Genomic DNA, 16,269 nt, shown 5'->3' with positions numbered 1-16,269 from the left:
AATATTAAAAATAAAAGCGTTACGATAAATGATAACCAGAGGGGATATTTTTGGCTTTGCGCCGGATGAAAAATATACTGCCAGCGTCGCCTATTTCTCCATGGAATTTGCCATCGACCAGGCGTTGAAAATATATAGCGGCGGACTTGGTTTTTTGGCCGGATCGCACCTGCGCAGTGCTTATGAGTTAAAACAAAACCTGCTGGGCATCGGTATATTATGGAAATATGGCTATTATGACCAGGTGAGGGACAATAATGGCCTGATGAAACCTGAGTTCATAGAAAAGGAGTATTCGTTTTTACAGGATACCGGCATTGTTTTTACGGTTTCCGTCCATGATTCACCGGTACATGTAAAGGCTTACCTGCTTAAACCGGGAACATTTAATTCGGCCCCGTTATTTTTATTAAGTACCGATATCGCAGAAAATGATGAGCTTTCCCGCTCAATTACCCATTGTCTTTACGACCAAAACGAAGCAACCCGCATTGCGCAAACCATAGTTTTAGGTATTGGCGGGGCCATGCTGCTGGATATTTTAGGTATAACACCTGATGTTTACCACATGAATGAAGGGCATTCCGTATCATTGAATTTTTATTTGTACGCGAAATATAAAAGCCTGGAAGAAGTAAGAAAACGGGTGGTCTTCACTACGCATACCCCAGAGATGGCAGGCAATGAGGCCCACTCGTATAGTTTACTAAAAGAGATGTCATTCTTTTACCAATTGCAGGATCATGAGGCGAAATTCATATTGGGTATGAATGGCGACTATTTTAACTATACACTGGCGGCGCTAAAGTTTGCACGAAAGGCTAACGGTGTTTCTAAACTTCACGGGGAAGTAGCCCGGCGCATGTGGGGCGACAATCCCGGAATATGTGAAATTATAGCCATCACCAACGCGCAAAATAAATCCTATTGGGCAGATATTCAATTTAATACTGCGATTATGTCGGGCAATGATCAATCGATCGCCGACAGAAAAAAAGAAATGAAATCCGACTTATTTAAGGTAGTGGCTGACCAGTGCGGAAAATTATTCGATGAAAATATATTGACCGTTGTTTGGGCCAGGCGGTTTGCTGATTACAAGCGAGCCGGGCTGATCATGGCAGACTGGGACAGGTTCCTGAAATTAATGAATAATAAAAACCATCCTGTTCAGCTGATCTGGGCGGGAAAGCCGTACCCTGAAGATGACGGATCCATAGCGTTATTTAACCAGATCATTAACCAAACAAAACCATTCGCTAACTGTGCCGTCCTCACCGGCTACGAACTTGGATTATCTGCATTGCTCAAAAAGGGTTCAGATGTCTGGCTGAATAATCCAAGGATGTACCACGAAGCGTCGGGAACAAGTGGGATGGCGGCGGCAATGAACGGGAGCATTAACCTGTCGTTGCCTGACGGCTGGGTACCTGAATTTGCGAAGGACAGGGAAAATTGTTTTATGATACAACCAGCACCGGACAGGCCTTCGACGGATGAACGAGATATCCAGGAAAACAAAAATCTGCTGGATACACTTGAAAACATCTTGTTACCGATGTATTATACTAAGCAGGAAAATTGGATCGCCATGATTAAAACCGCAGCTAACGATATAGTACCCGAATTCGAAGCAGGCAGGTTAGCCGATGAGTACTATGAAAAGATGTATATGGCTTAAAAGTTCTTTTCATTAAGAATTGACAACAAACATTTCTCCTGGTGACCGCCATCATATTTTAAACGCATTTTGTTTTTAAACTTTAGGCTTAAAATAGAATTGCTATAGCCAAAGGTCATGAGCACCATTTTGATCATCAACGATAATTCTTCCGAAGCCCGGCATGCCGCAGAATTTGCGTTAATAATAGCGCAAAAGATGCAGGCTGACATTTTATTGTTGAATACCATCGAAATAAATGAGAAAGACTTTTGTAAAGTACCGGCAGACGCGTTTTTTGACTCCTGTACGGATAACTGCGACTGCTTTCCTTATCCAGTTTCAGATAAGGTAGTGAAAGGTGAATTATTCAAGCCCTGCCCCGACGCCTGTAATTGCGTTGATTATCCTGCTTCAGGTGTGCGCTATCGCTTAAAAACACTTAATGACGGCACGACTAATTTTAAGCCGCGGGTAGAAGAAGTTGATGTTTCGTTTACAAGCGAAAGTGAAGTGATCGAACTGGTGATTAAGCGTCAGGTATGGATGATCATTAAAGGTATGGCCAACACCATAACTGAACCTGAAATAAATAGAACTTTTAATGTCCATTCTGTATTGAACAGGGTTCTTTGTCCCTTATTACTTGTTCCGGAAACCTGGCCATTGAAAAACATTGAACGATTGACCTACATCGCTGATTTAAGGTATTGCCGCATACAAATCGTACGGTATTTGGCGGCACTGGCAAAACCATGGAATGCAAATTTATCCATCGGACATGTAACTGCACCTGGATTGACTGAAATGGCCGAAGCATATGCCCGGGAAGTATTTGCTGAAGAAGTCTGCAAAAAGGTTAATTATGATCAACTTTTTTTTAATAATATAAGGGAAAAGGATTTGTTAATTGCTGTTGACGTCATCGTCAACGGTATGCAAAACGATCTGTTGGTACTGGTTAACCGTCATTTCCATTTTGAAGAAATAGTAGGCAGGTACATCACCAATATCCTTCCCGGGCATATTACGGTTCCATTGCTTGTTTTTCCATTTTAACAGACCGTCGATTCAGCGTGTGATATTGCTGATCAAACCAAAGCTTTCAGCACCAATAGCCACCCGTACACTTGTTATTCCTGCGATCAAAAAATGCTTTGCCGTTAACGTTGGTTTTGTTTGCTACCTGTTCAAAATAAATCTGTCTAAGCCTGCTTCATACTTCGCCAGTTTGCGGTCAACTAATCGCTGCCAGACCGCACGGCCTGCGGGCCAAAGCGCTTCACCGGAGTCTGAAATAATGATTTTGTCGGGATAGACCCGCTGTGCTTCGAGGATTAACGCTTCAGGCAGGCCTTTGCCCTGAAATAGCAACTGCTGAGTGGAAGAGTCTGGCGTGTCAAACATATCGGTCACTTTTATATAGCGCTCTTCAAAAGGAGCGACTTTAAAATCGAACCAGTTGTTGTCCTTCTGGTTAATGAACCTGGTTTTAAAACAGACTTTTGCTATTCCCCGGCAGGGCTGGTTCTCCAGTTCGTACCGGAAATAGTACGGCTTTCCGTCTTTGCCGATAGTTTTGATGAAGCCCATTTTACAATATTTGGTATTTCTTTGCCCTTATTACCTAACTTACAGCATTTTAATATGAAGGTAACACCTATTCTGAAAATAACGGTCTTTCTATCGCTTATTAAATAGCAGGACGATTTTTTTCATAGACACAGCCCCGCAGGTTTAAAAGAATTCTGTCAGAAAAATAAACCTGCGGGGAAACGGCCCCGGCTTTGCCGGGGCCGCCGGACGAAAAATCTTTAATAGCTATAATTGGAGCTTAGGATATCTTTATAACGTCTTCCCAATTCCTCGTGTGTCATCCCCCGGGTGTTGGCAAGTTCAACAAAAGACTTTACCACGGTTTCCCTTGTACGCCAATTAAAGGCGTAAACCAATGTTTGCCTGTTCAGCGTTACGGTTAAGGGAATCGGCAAACGGAGGTTATGGGCATTTTGGAGCATTACGATCCGGCAGCAAGTATTTTGGTAATCACGGGCATTCAAATTTCCCGCCAGGAGTTTATGGGTTAGCTTTTTCAGCTGGCATCGGCGCAGGTCTAAAACAGGTTTACATTTTGTCTTTTTTACTTTAATTTTCCCGGTCATGAGGTCGCATGGTAACATGCCCTCGGAATAATCAGGATATTTGGTACGAATTTCTTCCAATGCAAACAGGGGATTTTTTTTATAGACCCGCCTGACAGTATTTCTACGGGTGCGCTCCTGTGAAATGAACGCCTTTCGTTCGATTTGCTCGGCGGTAATAGCCAGCCGCTCAGTTTTTCCTGTGGCCTTGTTTTTATAAAGTTCCCGCAAAAGAATAAGGATAGTTGGCCTTTTTTCTCCCTGCTGTTCTTGCTTTAGCAGTTCCCCGATTTGCCCGACAGTATATTGTTGACCGTTGGAGATCAGTTCCCGCATGTAAACCCGTTCCTCACTTTCAGGTACTTCCTCCCTGACAGCCGGGATATACGTGACAACTTTACCAATTGGGCAGCGTTCCCGGAAGCTTTTTAATTTATCCAGGAATACCGCTCCGCTGCCGGGATTTTCCTTATCCAGTTCATCAGCTTCCTGTTCCTCGGCGTAGATCAGTTTATTCCAGTCTTCGTACTGGTGGTAACAAAGCCGGATGTCAAAATGGTGGTATTCAATTTCCTCCTGGTTCATTGGCCGGGTCAGAAAAGGGATGGCGTGAAACAGCCCCATCGGACGGCGGTTGCGGTCGCACCATATTTCAGCGTGCATATACACATAGATTCGCGGAGGGTATTTTGTTTGAGGTTTATAATAATAATCCACACGGCCGTCCTTTTTACGTGGCAGGGCATTTACCCTGTCAAACTCCATCTTTTCACGGGCGTTCATCACGTAGCCCTCTTTGATCTTTACCATATGCTTGATTTTAGAAATAGGCCAGTGTTTCAGAAAAGCAAGCATAGCCGGGGGCAGGATTGATTTTTTGAAAGTCTGGCGACCCAACACGCCGTCCGGCCTGTTGCGGATGAAAGCAGCAAGTGGCCGGACGGCGCGAATTTTATTCGTTTTTCAGCTTTAACAATTTTTGATAGATGTCCTCCCAATACCGCCGTTGTTTTTCGTCAAATTCCGCAAATTCAGTGTTGATGTGCCGGTAATGGCGGTAATCGTCCGCCTGCAAAATAGCCAGTGACAAATCCGTCACCGCTATTTCCTTTCCCTCTAAATCAATAATTTTCATACCTTTTTCAATATAAATTAAGCTACTTTCTTATTTTTCTTTTTTGGTTTCAGCGGAACGATTACAGCAACGGGCTGTGTAACCTTAATAGGCTGCATCCTGAAATCTTTCAGGTTCAAGAAAAAGCCACGGTTGACCAACATGCCCTCCCGGAACAGTTGCCATAACAGGGATGCGCCAGCATTGGCCAATGCAGAATTGATAAATAAATCCTGTTTGGTGAGGGCTTCCGCTAAGGAACAGCTTGGGGTTTTATCGGCACTTTCCGAGGCCAAAAGCAGTTCCCTAAATTCATCGGTGACCATCGGCAGGGTATCAACGGTTTGGTACTTTTTCATTTCAGGCTGTGGCACTTTACCAATGGTGGAAAGAATCACCTGTCCTGTAAAACGGCTGTTACCAAAATCCATACAATACAAAGGCTTGTTACGGCTATGCCCGGAATGTTTATGCAAGGTTTTCAGGATGTCGGCTATTTCAAGCCTTGCCTGTACGGTATCCACACAGGAAATGGTCAGCCCTGCTTGCGCGAGTTCGGGCTGTTGTTTTAAACTTGCCTTGTCGTAACGCGCGGTTACCGCTTTCCAGTTCGTACCAAAAAATAGGTTTACCCGGTTGATCAGGGCAACGGCTTTATACTGTTTCAGTTCAGCAGTGGCGAACAATTGTCTGCCGAGATTGGCACGTTCCACCTTGTCATCATCAAACAGGCGGACAAATAAACCGGGGTGGTTCAGTTCAATCAGGGCATGGTTCATTCTGCCCAAAGCGGTCAGTACCTGGCTTCCCGTACCACCTGCGCCGATCAGGTTAACCACAATGGGGTTATAGGGATTTAGCCATTCCTTTTCTACTACGTGAACGGCTGTCAGGGCTTGTCTTATTTTTATCTTTTTCATCGGATTAACTGATTAAGGTTTAAGCCACAGGTAAACAGCGTGTCATCAGGAAACCTGCTTTCTGTGGTGGTTTGATTTTTCCAGAGATGAACGATGTTTTGTCTTGTACGGTCAATACCGCCAAGCATGTGGCTGAAATAACTGCCAAAGAAATACTGCTCCCATTGTATCATGAAATTCTCCAAGTGGGTGGTGCGGTCGATGTTGATGTTCACATTTCCCATACACACACCGCCATCCTGATAGGTGTTAAAATAGGGTGCATGGTATAGTTCCGTTTTACCTGTTGGCTTTGTTTTGCCTTTCAGCGCAAAAACACGGAGTTTGTCCCTTGTAGCCTTCCATACCATTGCCGGGACATAGCCCTTACCACAGGGTATGCCCAAATTTTCCACAAAGAATAAATCCCTTTTCTGCGGTGGGGTATACCATACTGCATAGCCGTTACTGTCAGGATTGACATACAGGAGGTTTCCCGGTAACAAGCCCTTTGATTTCAAAAAGCCGTTCTGCATTTCGGCACTGCTTTGCAGCAATTCCGCTAAAGCGATGCTTTCCTTTAAGGATAAGGGGTGGGCGTTTATCGGGTTGCCCAATAAGCCAATATCATAGCTTTCCACATATACCGAATTGGCTTCATCGGTATTGATATTATTATCATTTTCCCTTTCGCAGTTATATATCAATAAGGCTTTGTAGGGTATGTATTTATCGTTAAAATCGTTCGTTACGTTAGTCATGGTCGTATTTATTTAGTATTCCACATAGTTTGTCTATTAGTTCAAAGAGCCTTTTTTCAAAATCTAAATCGTTGATTATACCCGTTTGCGGTGTGTCAAAAAGCTGTACTGAGGTTGGTTCGTCCATTATCCCGCACTCCCCAAACTCGTTATTGACCGTATCGAAAAGCATATCGTAAAAACAGTCGTTGCTGCTCCAATAAAAGCTGACATATTGCTCCATCCTGATGCGGTCGGTTTCTTCGGGTTCTATCAACTCATCGTGGATATTGTCAAAAAGGGTGCGGTCGGGGTATTCCTTAAACAGGGTCAGGAACTGGTCAGCCAAACATTCCGTTTCCAAATCCCAATCTTCGGTCTGCCTGTATGCTTTTATATTTGCTTCCCATTTGAGGAGGTAATTATTATCCCTGATAAGCGTCACCAAGCGGTTACCCGCATGATTTAGCGTGTCCATGACCTCGGTTTGTTCATCCCGGTATTGCTGTTCTTCCTCGTCCTCGTCGTCTGCCTCGTCTATCCATTGCTGTAACATATCGTACTCACCGAACAGGTAGCTGTCATTTTCGGTATAGTAGGACACTTTAACGATTTGATACAGGTAGGCATAAACCGACAGGAGCATTTCTGCCAAAGGCTGTTGCTGTGCGGTCTGTACCAAGTTCCACAATGGCCTCACCGGGATATAATACAGGCACATGCCCGTATCAAATCTTTTCAGTACGGCTAATGTTGCGCTGTGGCTCTCATCTTTGATAATGATACAGTCCGCTGTTTTATCCTTTAGCTTTAAAGTTTCCTTAACCTGCATATAAGCAATGGTGACATTCTGCGGAAAATCAATGGCTGAAACATCCGGCTCGGGGATTTCATAAACGGCACACAGGTTAGCAAGGGAGCGGAAAAATTCCGCTTCCACTTGCCTGTAATTCCTCGACTGAATTGCCCAAAAAGGCAGAAAACGGGTCTTTAGAAAACCATTGGTACGATGCCCTGCGGTGCGCTCCGCCCCCGGTTGCGCTGTACCTCTCCGGCGTCCGGCAGCTGGTCGAGTTTTTGGGTGAAATTTCTGAATAGCTGATGCAGTTTCCATTGGTCGTTTTCTTTATTGATGGGTACTTTCCGTTTGATTTGTTGTTTCATGGCTGTTATCCTTTTGTGCCCATTGTACTTTCAAAGCGGTACTGTATCTGGTCGTTTTTGATTTCGGGGCCAACTATTTTGGCGTTGGTCAAAACGGGATAGGTTGCCGAATAAAAGGTCATGACCGCTTCGGGCGCGAAGCCCTCTCCGGGGTCTGTCAATATGATTTCTATGCCGTTTTCCTTATGCAGGAAAACTCTTTCTAATGTGGTTGTCGCTAACATAGCTTCTTCGTTTAAGCGTTAAATAATGATAATGCCTGTGCCATCTGATCCCGTTTGCGGGTCAGGTCGGCTAATTTGGTTTTGAGTTCGGCTTCCTTTTCAGGATAGTCGGTGGCTGATGGCAGAATGGCGATTGCTTCCTCATATTTACAGGCGGCATTCAGTTCATTAATCTTAATCATGGTCTGGACATAAGCCTTTCTTTTTTCCTCCTTATTGGGTTGTGGTTCCCTTAACTCGATATTTTCATCTGTTTCACCAGTAGCGGGTTTCGGTTTGGAGTTGTTCTTGTTTTTCTTGTCCTGTTCCATTTTGGAGGCTACCCGTGCTTTTTCCAGTTCCTTATGGTAGGCATTGAGATTGTGGTATAACCCTGCTGTTTGTTGCACAGGTTGGGTAATGGCTTCAAAAAAGCCCTCGTCCAGTTCGGTTGCCGTCCCCTTAAAAAGCATGGGCGGAATAGCTTTGGTGGCATTGTCCGCATTGTGCAGGGCGGTAAATAATGCGGATACGGTAAATTGCCCCTGTTCATCTGTATGTACCGTCAACTTCCAGTTGCCGGGAACGTTCATTGCGTTTATGTTTTGAAAAAAGTTCGTTGTCATGATTTTAATTTTTAGATGTCCGTTTTTTATTGAGTTCAATTAAGTGGTTTGCCGACCTTCCGTCTGCGGTAAACAGGTACTCATTCGTTAAAATGCTTTCCTTTATGGCAGTATCACTGGTCAGAAATTCGTATTGATTTTCGAGGGATTTGTACAGGTAGCGGTTCAGGCTTTCGGCAATCGCTCTCAGCCATTCTTCGAGTTTGTCCAGTTCCTCAAAGATGTTATCATGTGTTTTGCCGTCTTTGATAACTTCCGAAATGCCTAAATCCGTGACTATCCCGTATTGTCTTGACCTGCTGATGATTTGCGGTTCGCTTGGCAGTATACCATCCGCAACCAGTGCTATCACCCTGCGGTCAATCTGTGGAACGCTGAACGGAAATTCCTGCATCGGGGCATAGTCTTTCCACGATTGGTTAGCTACTGCCATTAGCAGTTTGGGTATGTCTACCATTGCAGAGAAACCACTACCGTCCCCCTGCGAATAGAAACCCCTGAATGTGATTTTATCTTTAATAACGGCTATGCCCATATAGGAACACAGTGCTATAAAATCCTCAAATTCATCGTCCCACCAATCAAAGTTGATGTTCAAATCCCTGTAGGTGGTTAGTGCTTTCCCTTTGGCTTCCTTGTCCAGTTCGTTAAAGCTGTATAGTTTGAGCGTTATCGTTTTCATAACCGTTCCCCTTTCTTCCTTTCCAAAAGGATTTCCAGTATTTCCTCGTTGTTTTCGTAGGTGTTATTTTCAAAAGTGTAGGTATCCGTTTCCTCGTCAAACTCGTAAAGGTCAAAGTCTGACGGCTTCAAAAAGATGTCGTTTAGTTCGCCCTGTTCGTAGCTTGCCTGACCATAAATCAGGTTGCCCGTTTCTGTATAGTCCAGTATGAAACCGACCTGATAGTGGTCTGCTACCTGTTGCATCGCACTAAAATTTGGTGACCACCGGGTATCATAAAACAGGGTATCGCCGTCCCACTCGATGTTAAAGAACCAATCCTTATCAGGTGTGACAAAGTCGGGTAGCTGTCCTTTTTCTTCCTGTTTTTCCTTGATTGCCATGTGGGTAAACAGCATCGCTATTTTTTGTAACTGGCTTTGTTCACCTGTGAACACCGCCATATTTCTGCACATATTTGCCATAGTTTGAATGGTTAAGGGTTAAAGAAAAGGTCAACTGCTGTTCTGAATTTCGGGTCGGTATGCTTGCCCTTTTCGGTGTAGGTGGTCAGGCAGTGATGCAGGTACAAGGCACTATAGCCGTCAAAAAGCTGGTCGGCAAACAGGTTGCTGCTTTTCTCCAGTTGCTTACCGTATTGTTTGATTTTACGGTCTGCCTGTTCGGATAGCTGAAACCAAAAGTCTACCCCGAACAACTGGTTTTTCCAAACCTTGCGTACCTCGTCGGGATGGTCTTTCATAAAGGCTGACAGTTCCTGTACATAGGTTAAAAAGCCGGGAATTTGATGGATAAAAAGCGCATGTAAAAGCTTCGCTTTTTCTACATTATTGAATTTATGTAATGCTTGCATGACGTTGTTTTTTATGGTTTTAAAATGAGGGGGATTGCTCCCCCTCCTGATTACTAATTGAGGGTTAATGCTTCTGCCCCGTTTTTGGCATAGCCGAGGCATAGGTCGAATGCAGCCTGTGTGCGCAGTTGTCCTGTACCGCCTATGATGGATTTTACTTTGGCTTCATCGTCCTTGTATTCCTTGACATTTTGGAAGTAGCCTGTGATGGCGTTGAATGCCCCGAACAAAGTCCCTTTGGTCGTTTCGGTCTGTTGGGTGGGGCTTGCCATTGCGTACATAAAGGCGTTATCGCAGATGTTTTTAAGAACGGTTGAAAGTTCCTCCCCTGTTTTCAGGCTTTTTAGTACTTCCTTGCTCGGTGCCATTGCCTGCTGTATCAGCTTCATGACGTCCTTATCGGTGATGCGCACCTTTGTCCATTGGTTAAAGATGCCGTCCAGTTCATCGGCCATTTTGTTGGATATGCCCATAACCTTGTGGGCTTCTTTCAGCCTGTCCTCTGCATTGGCGGTGTGCCGTATCTTAATCGTATTGGAGCTGTTACGGAGTGCAGCGCCGAGGGTATTTTGGCAGACAATTCTAACGGGGGTAAAAGCTGCGGTGATACTGCCCGAACCATCGTGCGAAGTGGTGAGGAAAAGATATTTTTCAATATAATCATCGCTACCGACTTTGATATAGCCGGGGAGTTTGGCGGTAATAAAAATGCGTTCACCGTTGCCTAATGCCCCTGCGGTTTCGTATTGCATCCCGTCCCCGCCAACAATGGCATCAAAAAAGCTGAATGCGTCCCGGTTTTGTACAATGCTGTAATCCCTGCCAACTACCCCCAATACGGCATTGTTATCGGTGCGCATGGTGGCATAGTAGTTAGGAACGGCAATGTCCATCCCTGAAATTAATTCGCCCCCGTTGCCTACGGTCATTCCCCTGCTTTGGGTAAACAAGGGAGATTTGATAACCTCGTAATCAAGCCCTGCAAATTGCAATGCTTCCTTACTGGTGGGGTAATCCTGTACGATTTGCCCTAACCCGTGCCATGCCTTTTGCTTTACGCTGAAAAAACTATGCTGTCCTGTTTGCTCGTTGAAATTGATATTATGTGCCATGATGTTTAATTTTTAATGTTCGTTTCTGAAATAGATTTTTAAGTGGTGTGGATGGTCTTAGAATGGCAAATCGTCCTCGTCTGCCCCTGCGCCCGTGGTATAAGGTGCGGTTTCCTTTTTTTCGGCTTTTGGCTCGGCTTTGGCCACCAATGAAAAAAGCTTGATGGTGTCGCAGGTGCAAATCAGCCTTGCCTTGATGCCGTCCTTTTTGCTTTGGTAGCCCTGTGCTTCCATCCAGCCCGAAATTTCCACTACTGCGCCCTTGGTGAGGTATTCGGCTACGCCCGAATTGCGCCAGTAGGCGCAGTCAACGAATGCGGTTTTTTCCTTTTTTTCACCCGCTTTGTTTTTCCATCTTTGGTTAATGGCTACGGTAAAATTGATGACCTGTTTGTCCCCTTTGACCGCATTTACTGCTGCGTTTGCGGTTAATCTTCCTGTGAATAGCATAATTTTTAAATGTTTTTAATGAATAATTATTTGTTTGCTTTTCCTTTCGCCGCCTTGCCCTGATTGATTATTTTTAAAAGAAAAAGGGAAAAAAGAAAGCAAATCGTAAAGCCCGGCAGCGGGCAAAAGGAAATGGAATAATTGGAGGGGACCCTCTGGGGAGGCAGCCGTTTATGCCGGAAATCTTTTGCAAACCCCACGACAACTCCGGGCTTGATTTTAGCTGCGCTTTTTACCCGTTTCGTTTAAAATAATTATTGATTAAATAAAAAAATGCCATTGGAGCCGAAGGCGATAAACCTCAGCCGACAGTAAAAAGGAAACCTGTCAGCGAGTATTTTGAAATCTGGAGCCTCGCAAAAAAGAAATACCATTCCCTTTTCTGCATCAGGGATTGGAAGCGTATCCTTCGATAGAAGATATAGCGGAAAGCCCGGCCCGAAGGGGATGCCATAGTGACTAGACGAGCCGCATTCAGACGTGACAACAAGTAGATACAATGGTTATATTTACAATAGCGGAGATTTATTTACCATCAATTAGAGGCTATGGGCGTATTATCATTCTTTCTAAAGATGTTCAAGGTTAAGCCGTGCTGGAACGGAACGCCGGAAATGTTCCTGGCGATGGTTATGGAAATGCAGTCGAGAAATAATAAAGTATTTTCAGTGCGGGAGGTATTGCAATGGGGAGAAGTGATGCAAAAAGTAATCAAAGTCAATCTTGCACCTTTTAATGATTTTACGGATTTGGTAAAGCATGGTCGGCCGGATTTCACCATGGTCGAAAAATTAAGGGGAAAGATGGACGAATTGAACAATCGAAGGGAATAAAGCAAGCAATTTATGGGAAAAACGTTGATTTAGGGGACGATGACATAGTGAAAAGTAATTCAGAAAGTGCCGTTTTTGCCAGGAAAATGGTTAAAGATTTAACGGAATATGTTCAATTTTCACCAGGAGAGCACGATTTGTCACAGGAGCTATTTTAAGTGTTGGCGATAGTATCGAAGATTTAGTAAATCCATTGTCCATTTAAGCCCAGTTATGGTTGTTGAATTTTGACTGGGCTTTTTGTTATCCTGCTATTGATTAAAATGAAGAAATATTTACTTTTTTTCTTGCTAATCTCTGGTATTACATGCTGCAAGACCCCAAATATTGACTTAACTGGAAGTGTTAGGGATTTTGATTCTAAAAACTTTTTACAGGGTGTTACTGTTCGTGTTGAAAAAAAAGGACCTCAACCGATTTGTTAGGTAATTCAAAATTACCATTGAACTTGCGCAAGTTAAGCAACAGGGTATTCGTTTTACAAGTGTCGGGTATAAGGAATCATTTATCAATTATACTTCTTATTACAACTTTGATATTGAATTGTGAGCAAGCTATATAGAACTTCCAGAAGTCAGAATTATGGGTACTGGCTTAACCATTTTAAAAAAGGCTATAAGTCGTATTCCTGTTAACTATCCCAAAGACCTTATATTTTAACAGGGGCGATGCGGTTACAATATCTGAGAAATCGATCTGATTTATTCAACACTGAAGCTATGCTCACTGTTTTCTCATTGTTTAATGATCTGGGTTAAACAGGGGCGCTTCGAAGAACTCATATAAGGGCACCAGCCCTCATTACTTCAACTTTAACGGTTGCAACAACTGTAAACGTTGTAACTTACATCGTCTTTTAATTTATATTATTGCTTATTTAGAATTATTCTATATTTGCAGTATGAAATCACTCTGTCTGCTATTTGCAATGCTCGTGCTGTTCGCAGCAGCCCGGCCGTGCTGTTCGGACAGGGAATGCGAAGTTCGCGCTAACATCAAAAACCTACTTGCAAAGAAACACTCCACAAAAAAGGAGTGCCAGGGTTGTTCACCCTTTTTTTCCTGCAATACCTGTGGGGGTTTTATAGTAACCAAAACGCTGTTCCACGTTGTTGTTTTAGCAACCGAAAATGAGAACAAGGATTACGCTCCTTACCATCATCCCGGTCTATCCAAAATTGTCTTAGCCATCTGGCAGCCACCACAGATAAGCGTACTTTCTTAATAGCTGGTCTATGACCGGCAATGGCACGTCGTGCCTTTATAAAAGTATTTAACTTATCTATTCTTCATGTTTGACAAGATCATCTCGTTTTCAATCAATCACCTTAACATTATTGCTAAATAAGCATATCCAAACGGGAATGTAAAACAAATAATGATGGCCAAAAAAAGAAAAAGAGTCAGACGAACACCAACCGGGGTTTACTCGGGTAAAAGCTATAAAAAGCCGCTGTGGATGCGAATTGTAAGGATTATAGCCATGTTCATAATCGGTGGTTTAATGATCATTGTGATCATTTATAAAGCTTGGCAATACTTCAAAATTGTTAATTAATAGCGAGTGCGACTGATTAAATTATTTATTCTATAAATCTAAAAGGTGGTGAAAATTGATCTTAAAGTTGCCTTGATCGGCAACCCGAATACCGGAAAATCGTCCTTATTTAATGCTTTGACCGGCATGAATCAAAAAGTGGGAAACTTTCCAGGAGTTACCGTTGAAAAAAAAACAGGACTTGCAAAATTGCCTGAAGGCCGGACCGCACAGATTATCGATCTTCCTGGAACCTATAGCCTATACCCAAAGAGTAAAGATGAAGCCATCGTATTAGAGGTATTAGCAGATACGCAAAACAGCGGACACCCTGATCTCCTGATATTCATCGCGGATGCTTCCAATTTAAAACGGAACCTCCTATTGTACACACAGGTCGCCGATTTAAAGATTCCGGTGATCATTGCCTTGAACATGATGGATATGGCTGATCGTAATGGCATAAGAATAGACATTGACGCACTTGCAAACAAACTCGGCGTGAGAATTATTCCGATATCAGCAAGAAACGGCAAAGGAATTATGGAATTGAAACAAGCGATTGCAGAAGCAAACCATATACCTTTACAAGCGGATACGATTGATCTGGATAGTTTATATCCCGGTTTAATTACGCGAATAATTCAGGATGTCAATGTCAGCAATCCTTACCTGGCATTACAATTAGTTTATCAATACCCTTATATCAGCTACCTGAAATCTGAAGAAATAGAAAAACTTAAGCAATTAGAAAAAGAATACGACATCAATCCCTCCAAAGCACAGGCAAAGGAAACTATTGCCAGGTATGAATTTATCAACGATGTTTTATATGATACGGTTCAACGAGACAGCAAACCCTCGCAGGAGAACTACAGCAATCGGATCGATAAAATTTTGACGCATAAATTTGGAGGCTTTGCAATTTTTTTACTGATTTTATTCCTGATCTTTCAGGCTATTTTTACCTGGGCCAAAGTCCCCATGGACCTGATCTCTTCTTTTTTTGTTACCCTGACAAACCTGTTAAGTGATCATTTACCCCCGGGGCCGTTAACGCAATTGATCACCAACGGGGTATTGCCCGGCTTAAGCGGTGTGTTGGTATTCATACCACAGATCGCTATCCTTTTCATTTTCATCTCGATATTAGAAGATACCGGTTACATGGCCAGGGTAACTTTCATGATGGATAAGATCATGCGGAAAGTTGGGCTAAACGGAAAATCCGTTATTCCGATTATCGGTGGGCTGGCCTGCGCCGTTCCATCCATCATGAGCACACGTAGTATTGAGAATTGGAAAGATCGCATCATTACCATTTTGGTGACCCCTTTAATCACATGTTCCGCTAGGTTACCCGTATACACATTGCTAATCTCTTTGATCGTGCCGCAGCGTATGGTATGGGGTTTTATCAGTTTGCAGGGCATCGCATTGATGATGATGTACTTGTTGGGTTTCTTTTCAGCGTTTATCGTAGCCTGGGTGATGAAAAAGATCATTAAATCCGGGCAAAAAGGCTATTTTATTATGGAATTGCCGGTTTACCAGTGGCCGAGATGGAAAAATGTCGGCTTAACAATGCTACAGAAAGTAAAGGCGTTTGCTTTCCAGGCTGGGAAGGTGATTATTGCTGTCTCCATCATTCTCTGGGTGCTCGCCAGTTATGCTCCTCCAGGCCGGTTTGCCGCAATAGAACATTATTATCAAACACAGCGGTCCAGTAAAAAAGTCCCTGCCTTAGAAAGTGACAAGCTGGTCGCTTCAGCGAAATTAGAAGCGTCTTATGCAGGGATACTGGGTAAGACGATTGAACCTGTCATCAGGCCGTTGGGTTATGACTGGAAAATTGGCATCGCCTTGATCACCTCTTTTGCAGCAAGAGAGGTATTTGTTGGTACCATGGCAACTATTTACAGTGCCGATGGTGACGCCCACCATCAGGAAGCGATCCTGCAAAAAATAAAAAAAGCCAAAAACCCCGATACCGGTTTGCCTGTTTTCACTACGGCTGTAGGTTTCTCGCTTTTGATCTTTTACGCATTTGCTATGCAGTGTATGAGTACTATGGTCGTTGTTTACAAGGAAACCAACGCATTAAAATGGCCGGTAATTCAATTTTTGTACATGACAGGCTTGGCCTATCTGCTAAGTTTTGGTGTTTACCAGCTTCTTAAATGATTTAATACTAGTCAAGGACAGATAATTACAATAAGGAATATAAATATTATATATTTGTGAATTGAAAGCTG

Annotated in this window: 18 protein-coding genes; 4 read left to right on the top strand and 14 right to left on the bottom strand. The window is 43.3% G+C overall.

Features of this window, described 5'->3' with window-relative positions; genetic code table 11:
- The first annotated feature begins 28 nt into the window (after nt 1-28).
- Entirely contained in the window at nt 29-1,681 is a 1,653-nt protein-coding gene (glgP, locus tag J3L18_RS26350) for an alpha-glucan family phosphorylase (RefSeq protein ID WP_129568267.1), read from the top strand.
- Nucleotides 1,682-1,798: 117 nt separating this feature from the next.
- Entirely contained in the window at nt 1,799-2,719 is a 921-nt protein-coding gene (locus tag J3L18_RS26345) for a putative universal stress family protein (RefSeq protein WP_129568266.1), read from the top strand.
- A gap of 123 nt (nt 2,720-2,842) precedes the next feature.
- Here the strand turns inward: J3L18_RS26345 and J3L18_RS26340 are convergent, their stop codons facing one another.
- From J3L18_RS26340 to J3L18_RS26275, 14 genes are all read right to left on the bottom strand, one after another.
- Nucleotides 2,843-3,253: a hypothetical protein gene (locus J3L18_RS26340; RefSeq protein ID WP_129568265.1), complete on the bottom strand. Its 411-nt coding sequence runs from the start codon at nt 3,251-3,253 to the stop codon at nt 2,843-2,845.
- Nucleotides 3,254-3,474: 221 nt separating this feature from the next.
- Entirely contained in the window at nt 3,475-4,611 is a 1,137-nt protein-coding gene (locus J3L18_RS26335; protein WP_129568264.1) for a hypothetical protein, read from the bottom strand.
- A gap of 142 nt (nt 4,612-4,753) precedes the next feature.
- Complete coding sequence (locus J3L18_RS26330) at nt 4,754-4,936, bottom strand: hypothetical protein (protein WP_129568263.1); 183 nt, start codon at nt 4,934-4,936, stop codon at nt 4,754-4,756.
- Between the two features lie 17 nt (nt 4,937-4,953).
- Nucleotides 4,954-5,835, bottom strand: coding sequence for a PRTRC system ThiF family protein (locus J3L18_RS26325; protein ID WP_129568262.1), 882 nt, complete (start codon nt 5,833-5,835; stop codon nt 4,954-4,956).
- The gene (locus J3L18_RS26320) at nt 5,832-6,575 is read right to left on the bottom strand and encodes a PRTRC system protein B (RefSeq protein ID WP_129568261.1); all 744 of its coding nucleotides are present in this window, start codon (nt 6,573-6,575) and stop codon (nt 5,832-5,834) included. Before J3L18_RS26320 ends, J3L18_RS26325 begins: the two co-directional genes overlap by 4 nt.
- A complete protein-coding gene (locus J3L18_RS26315; protein WP_129568260.1) occupies nt 6,568-7,494 on the bottom strand; it encodes a hypothetical protein in 927 nt (308 codons plus the stop codon). Before J3L18_RS26315 ends, J3L18_RS26320 begins: the two co-directional genes overlap by 8 nt.
- A 50-nt stretch (nt 7,495-7,544) precedes the next feature.
- Nucleotides 7,545-7,718 (bottom strand): hypothetical protein, encoded by a 174-nt coding sequence (locus tag J3L18_RS26310; protein WP_166091205.1) that lies wholly within the window; start codon nt 7,716-7,718, stop codon nt 7,545-7,547.
- Nucleotides 7,719-7,723: 5 nt separating this feature from the next.
- Complete coding sequence (locus J3L18_RS26305; RefSeq protein WP_112658702.1) at nt 7,724-7,942, bottom strand: PRTRC system protein C; 219 nt, start codon at nt 7,940-7,942, stop codon at nt 7,724-7,726.
- 11 nt (nt 7,943-7,953) lie between these two features.
- On the bottom strand, nt 7,954-8,547 hold the full coding sequence (locus J3L18_RS26300; RefSeq protein WP_112658700.1) for a PRTRC system protein E: 594 nt from the start codon (nt 8,545-8,547) through the stop codon (nt 7,954-7,956).
- 4 nt (nt 8,548-8,551) lie between these two features.
- Nucleotides 8,552-9,229 (bottom strand): DUF8835 domain-containing pootine, encoded by a 678-nt coding sequence (locus J3L18_RS26295; RefSeq protein ID WP_129568259.1) that lies wholly within the window; start codon nt 9,227-9,229, stop codon nt 8,552-8,554.
- Nucleotides 9,226-9,693, bottom strand: coding sequence for a DUF1281 family ferredoxin-like fold protein (locus J3L18_RS26290; protein ID WP_129568258.1), 468 nt, complete (start codon nt 9,691-9,693; stop codon nt 9,226-9,228). Before J3L18_RS26290 ends, J3L18_RS26295 begins: the two co-directional genes overlap by 4 nt.
- 11 nt (nt 9,694-9,704) lie before the next feature.
- Nucleotides 9,705-10,082: a hypothetical protein gene (locus J3L18_RS26285; RefSeq protein ID WP_129568257.1), complete on the bottom strand. Its 378-nt coding sequence runs from the start codon at nt 10,080-10,082 to the stop codon at nt 9,705-9,707.
- Between the two features lie 53 nt (nt 10,083-10,135).
- Nucleotides 10,136-11,194, bottom strand: a complete 1,059-nt coding sequence (locus tag J3L18_RS26280) for a DUF932 domain-containing protein (RefSeq protein WP_129568256.1) — start codon at nt 11,192-11,194, stop codon at nt 10,136-10,138.
- A 57-nt stretch (nt 11,195-11,251) separates the two neighbouring features.
- Nucleotides 11,252-11,644 carry a single-stranded DNA-binding protein gene (locus tag J3L18_RS26275; protein ID WP_129568255.1) on the bottom strand — a complete coding sequence of 131 codons (393 nt, stop codon included), beginning with the start codon at nt 11,642-11,644 and terminating at the stop codon, nt 11,252-11,254.
- A 548-nt stretch (nt 11,645-12,192) separates the two neighbouring features.
- On the opposite strand from J3L18_RS26275, the gene J3L18_RS26270 reads away from it, so the two are divergent.
- On the top strand, nt 12,193-12,477 hold the full coding sequence (locus tag J3L18_RS26270) for a hypothetical protein (RefSeq protein ID WP_129568254.1): 285 nt from the start codon (nt 12,193-12,195) through the stop codon (nt 12,475-12,477).
- A gap of 1,606 nt (nt 12,478-14,083) precedes the next feature.
- On the top strand, nt 14,084-16,198 hold the full coding sequence (feoB, locus tag J3L18_RS26265; RefSeq protein ID WP_129568253.1) for a ferrous iron transport protein B: 2,115 nt from the start codon (nt 14,084-14,086) through the stop codon (nt 16,196-16,198).
- The last annotated feature ends 71 nt before the right edge of the window (nt 16,199-16,269 follow it).

Origin of the sequence: Mucilaginibacter gossypii (genome assembly GCF_017569325.2) — a bacterium.
In the GTDB taxonomy this organism is placed as follows: domain Bacteria; phylum Bacteroidota; class Bacteroidia; order Sphingobacteriales; family Sphingobacteriaceae; genus Mucilaginibacter; species Mucilaginibacter gossypii.
Note: the sequence above shows the minus strand (reverse complement) of the source record. Positions and strands in the feature narration are given on the sequence as shown.

Bases quoted from the DNA above. Each gene is read 5' to 3' on its own strand.
- glgP (WP_129568267.1), top strand. From the start codon at position 29: ATGATAACCAGAGGGGATATTTTTGGCTTTGCGCCGGATGAAAAATAT.
- J3L18_RS26345 (WP_129568266.1), top strand. From the start codon at position 1,799: ATGAGCACCATTTTGATCATCAACGATAATTCTTCCGAAGCCCGGCAT.
- J3L18_RS26340 (WP_129568265.1), bottom strand. From the start codon at position 3,253: ATGGGCTTCATCAAAACTATCGGCAAAGACGGAAAGCCGTACTATTTC.
- J3L18_RS26335 (WP_129568264.1), bottom strand. From the start codon at position 4,611: ATGGTAAAGATCAAAGAGGGCTACGTGATGAACGCCCGTGAAAAGATG.
- J3L18_RS26330 (WP_129568263.1), bottom strand. From the start codon at position 4,936: ATGAAAATTATTGATTTAGAGGGAAAGGAAATAGCGGTGACGGATTTG.
- J3L18_RS26325 (WP_129568262.1), bottom strand. From the start codon at position 5,835: ATGAAAAAGATAAAAATAAGACAAGCCCTGACAGCCGTTCACGTAGTA.
- J3L18_RS26320 (WP_129568261.1), bottom strand. From the start codon at position 6,575: ATGACTAACGTAACGAACGATTTTAACGATAAATACATACCCTACAAA.
- J3L18_RS26310 (WP_166091205.1), bottom strand. From the start codon at position 7,718: ATGAAACAACAAATCAAACGGAAAGTACCCATCAATAAAGAAAACGAC.
- J3L18_RS26305 (WP_112658702.1), bottom strand. From the start codon at position 7,942: ATGTTAGCGACAACCACATTAGAAAGAGTTTTCCTGCATAAGGAAAAC.
- J3L18_RS26300 (WP_112658700.1), bottom strand. From the start codon at position 8,547: ATGACAACGAACTTTTTTCAAAACATAAACGCAATGAACGTTCCCGGC.
- J3L18_RS26295 (WP_129568259.1), bottom strand. From the start codon at position 9,229: ATGAAAACGATAACGCTCAAACTATACAGCTTTAACGAACTGGACAAG.
- J3L18_RS26290 (WP_129568258.1), bottom strand. From the start codon at position 9,693: ATGGCAAATATGTGCAGAAATATGGCGGTGTTCACAGGTGAACAAAGC.
- J3L18_RS26285 (WP_129568257.1), bottom strand. From the start codon at position 10,082: ATGCAAGCATTACATAAATTCAATAATGTAGAAAAAGCGAAGCTTTTA.
- J3L18_RS26280 (WP_129568256.1), bottom strand. From the start codon at position 11,194: ATGGCACATAATATCAATTTCAACGAGCAAACAGGACAGCATAGTTTT.
- J3L18_RS26275 (WP_129568255.1), bottom strand. From the start codon at position 11,644: ATGCTATTCACAGGAAGATTAACCGCAAACGCAGCAGTAAATGCGGTC.
- J3L18_RS26270 (WP_129568254.1), top strand. From the start codon at position 12,193: ATGGGCGTATTATCATTCTTTCTAAAGATGTTCAAGGTTAAGCCGTGC.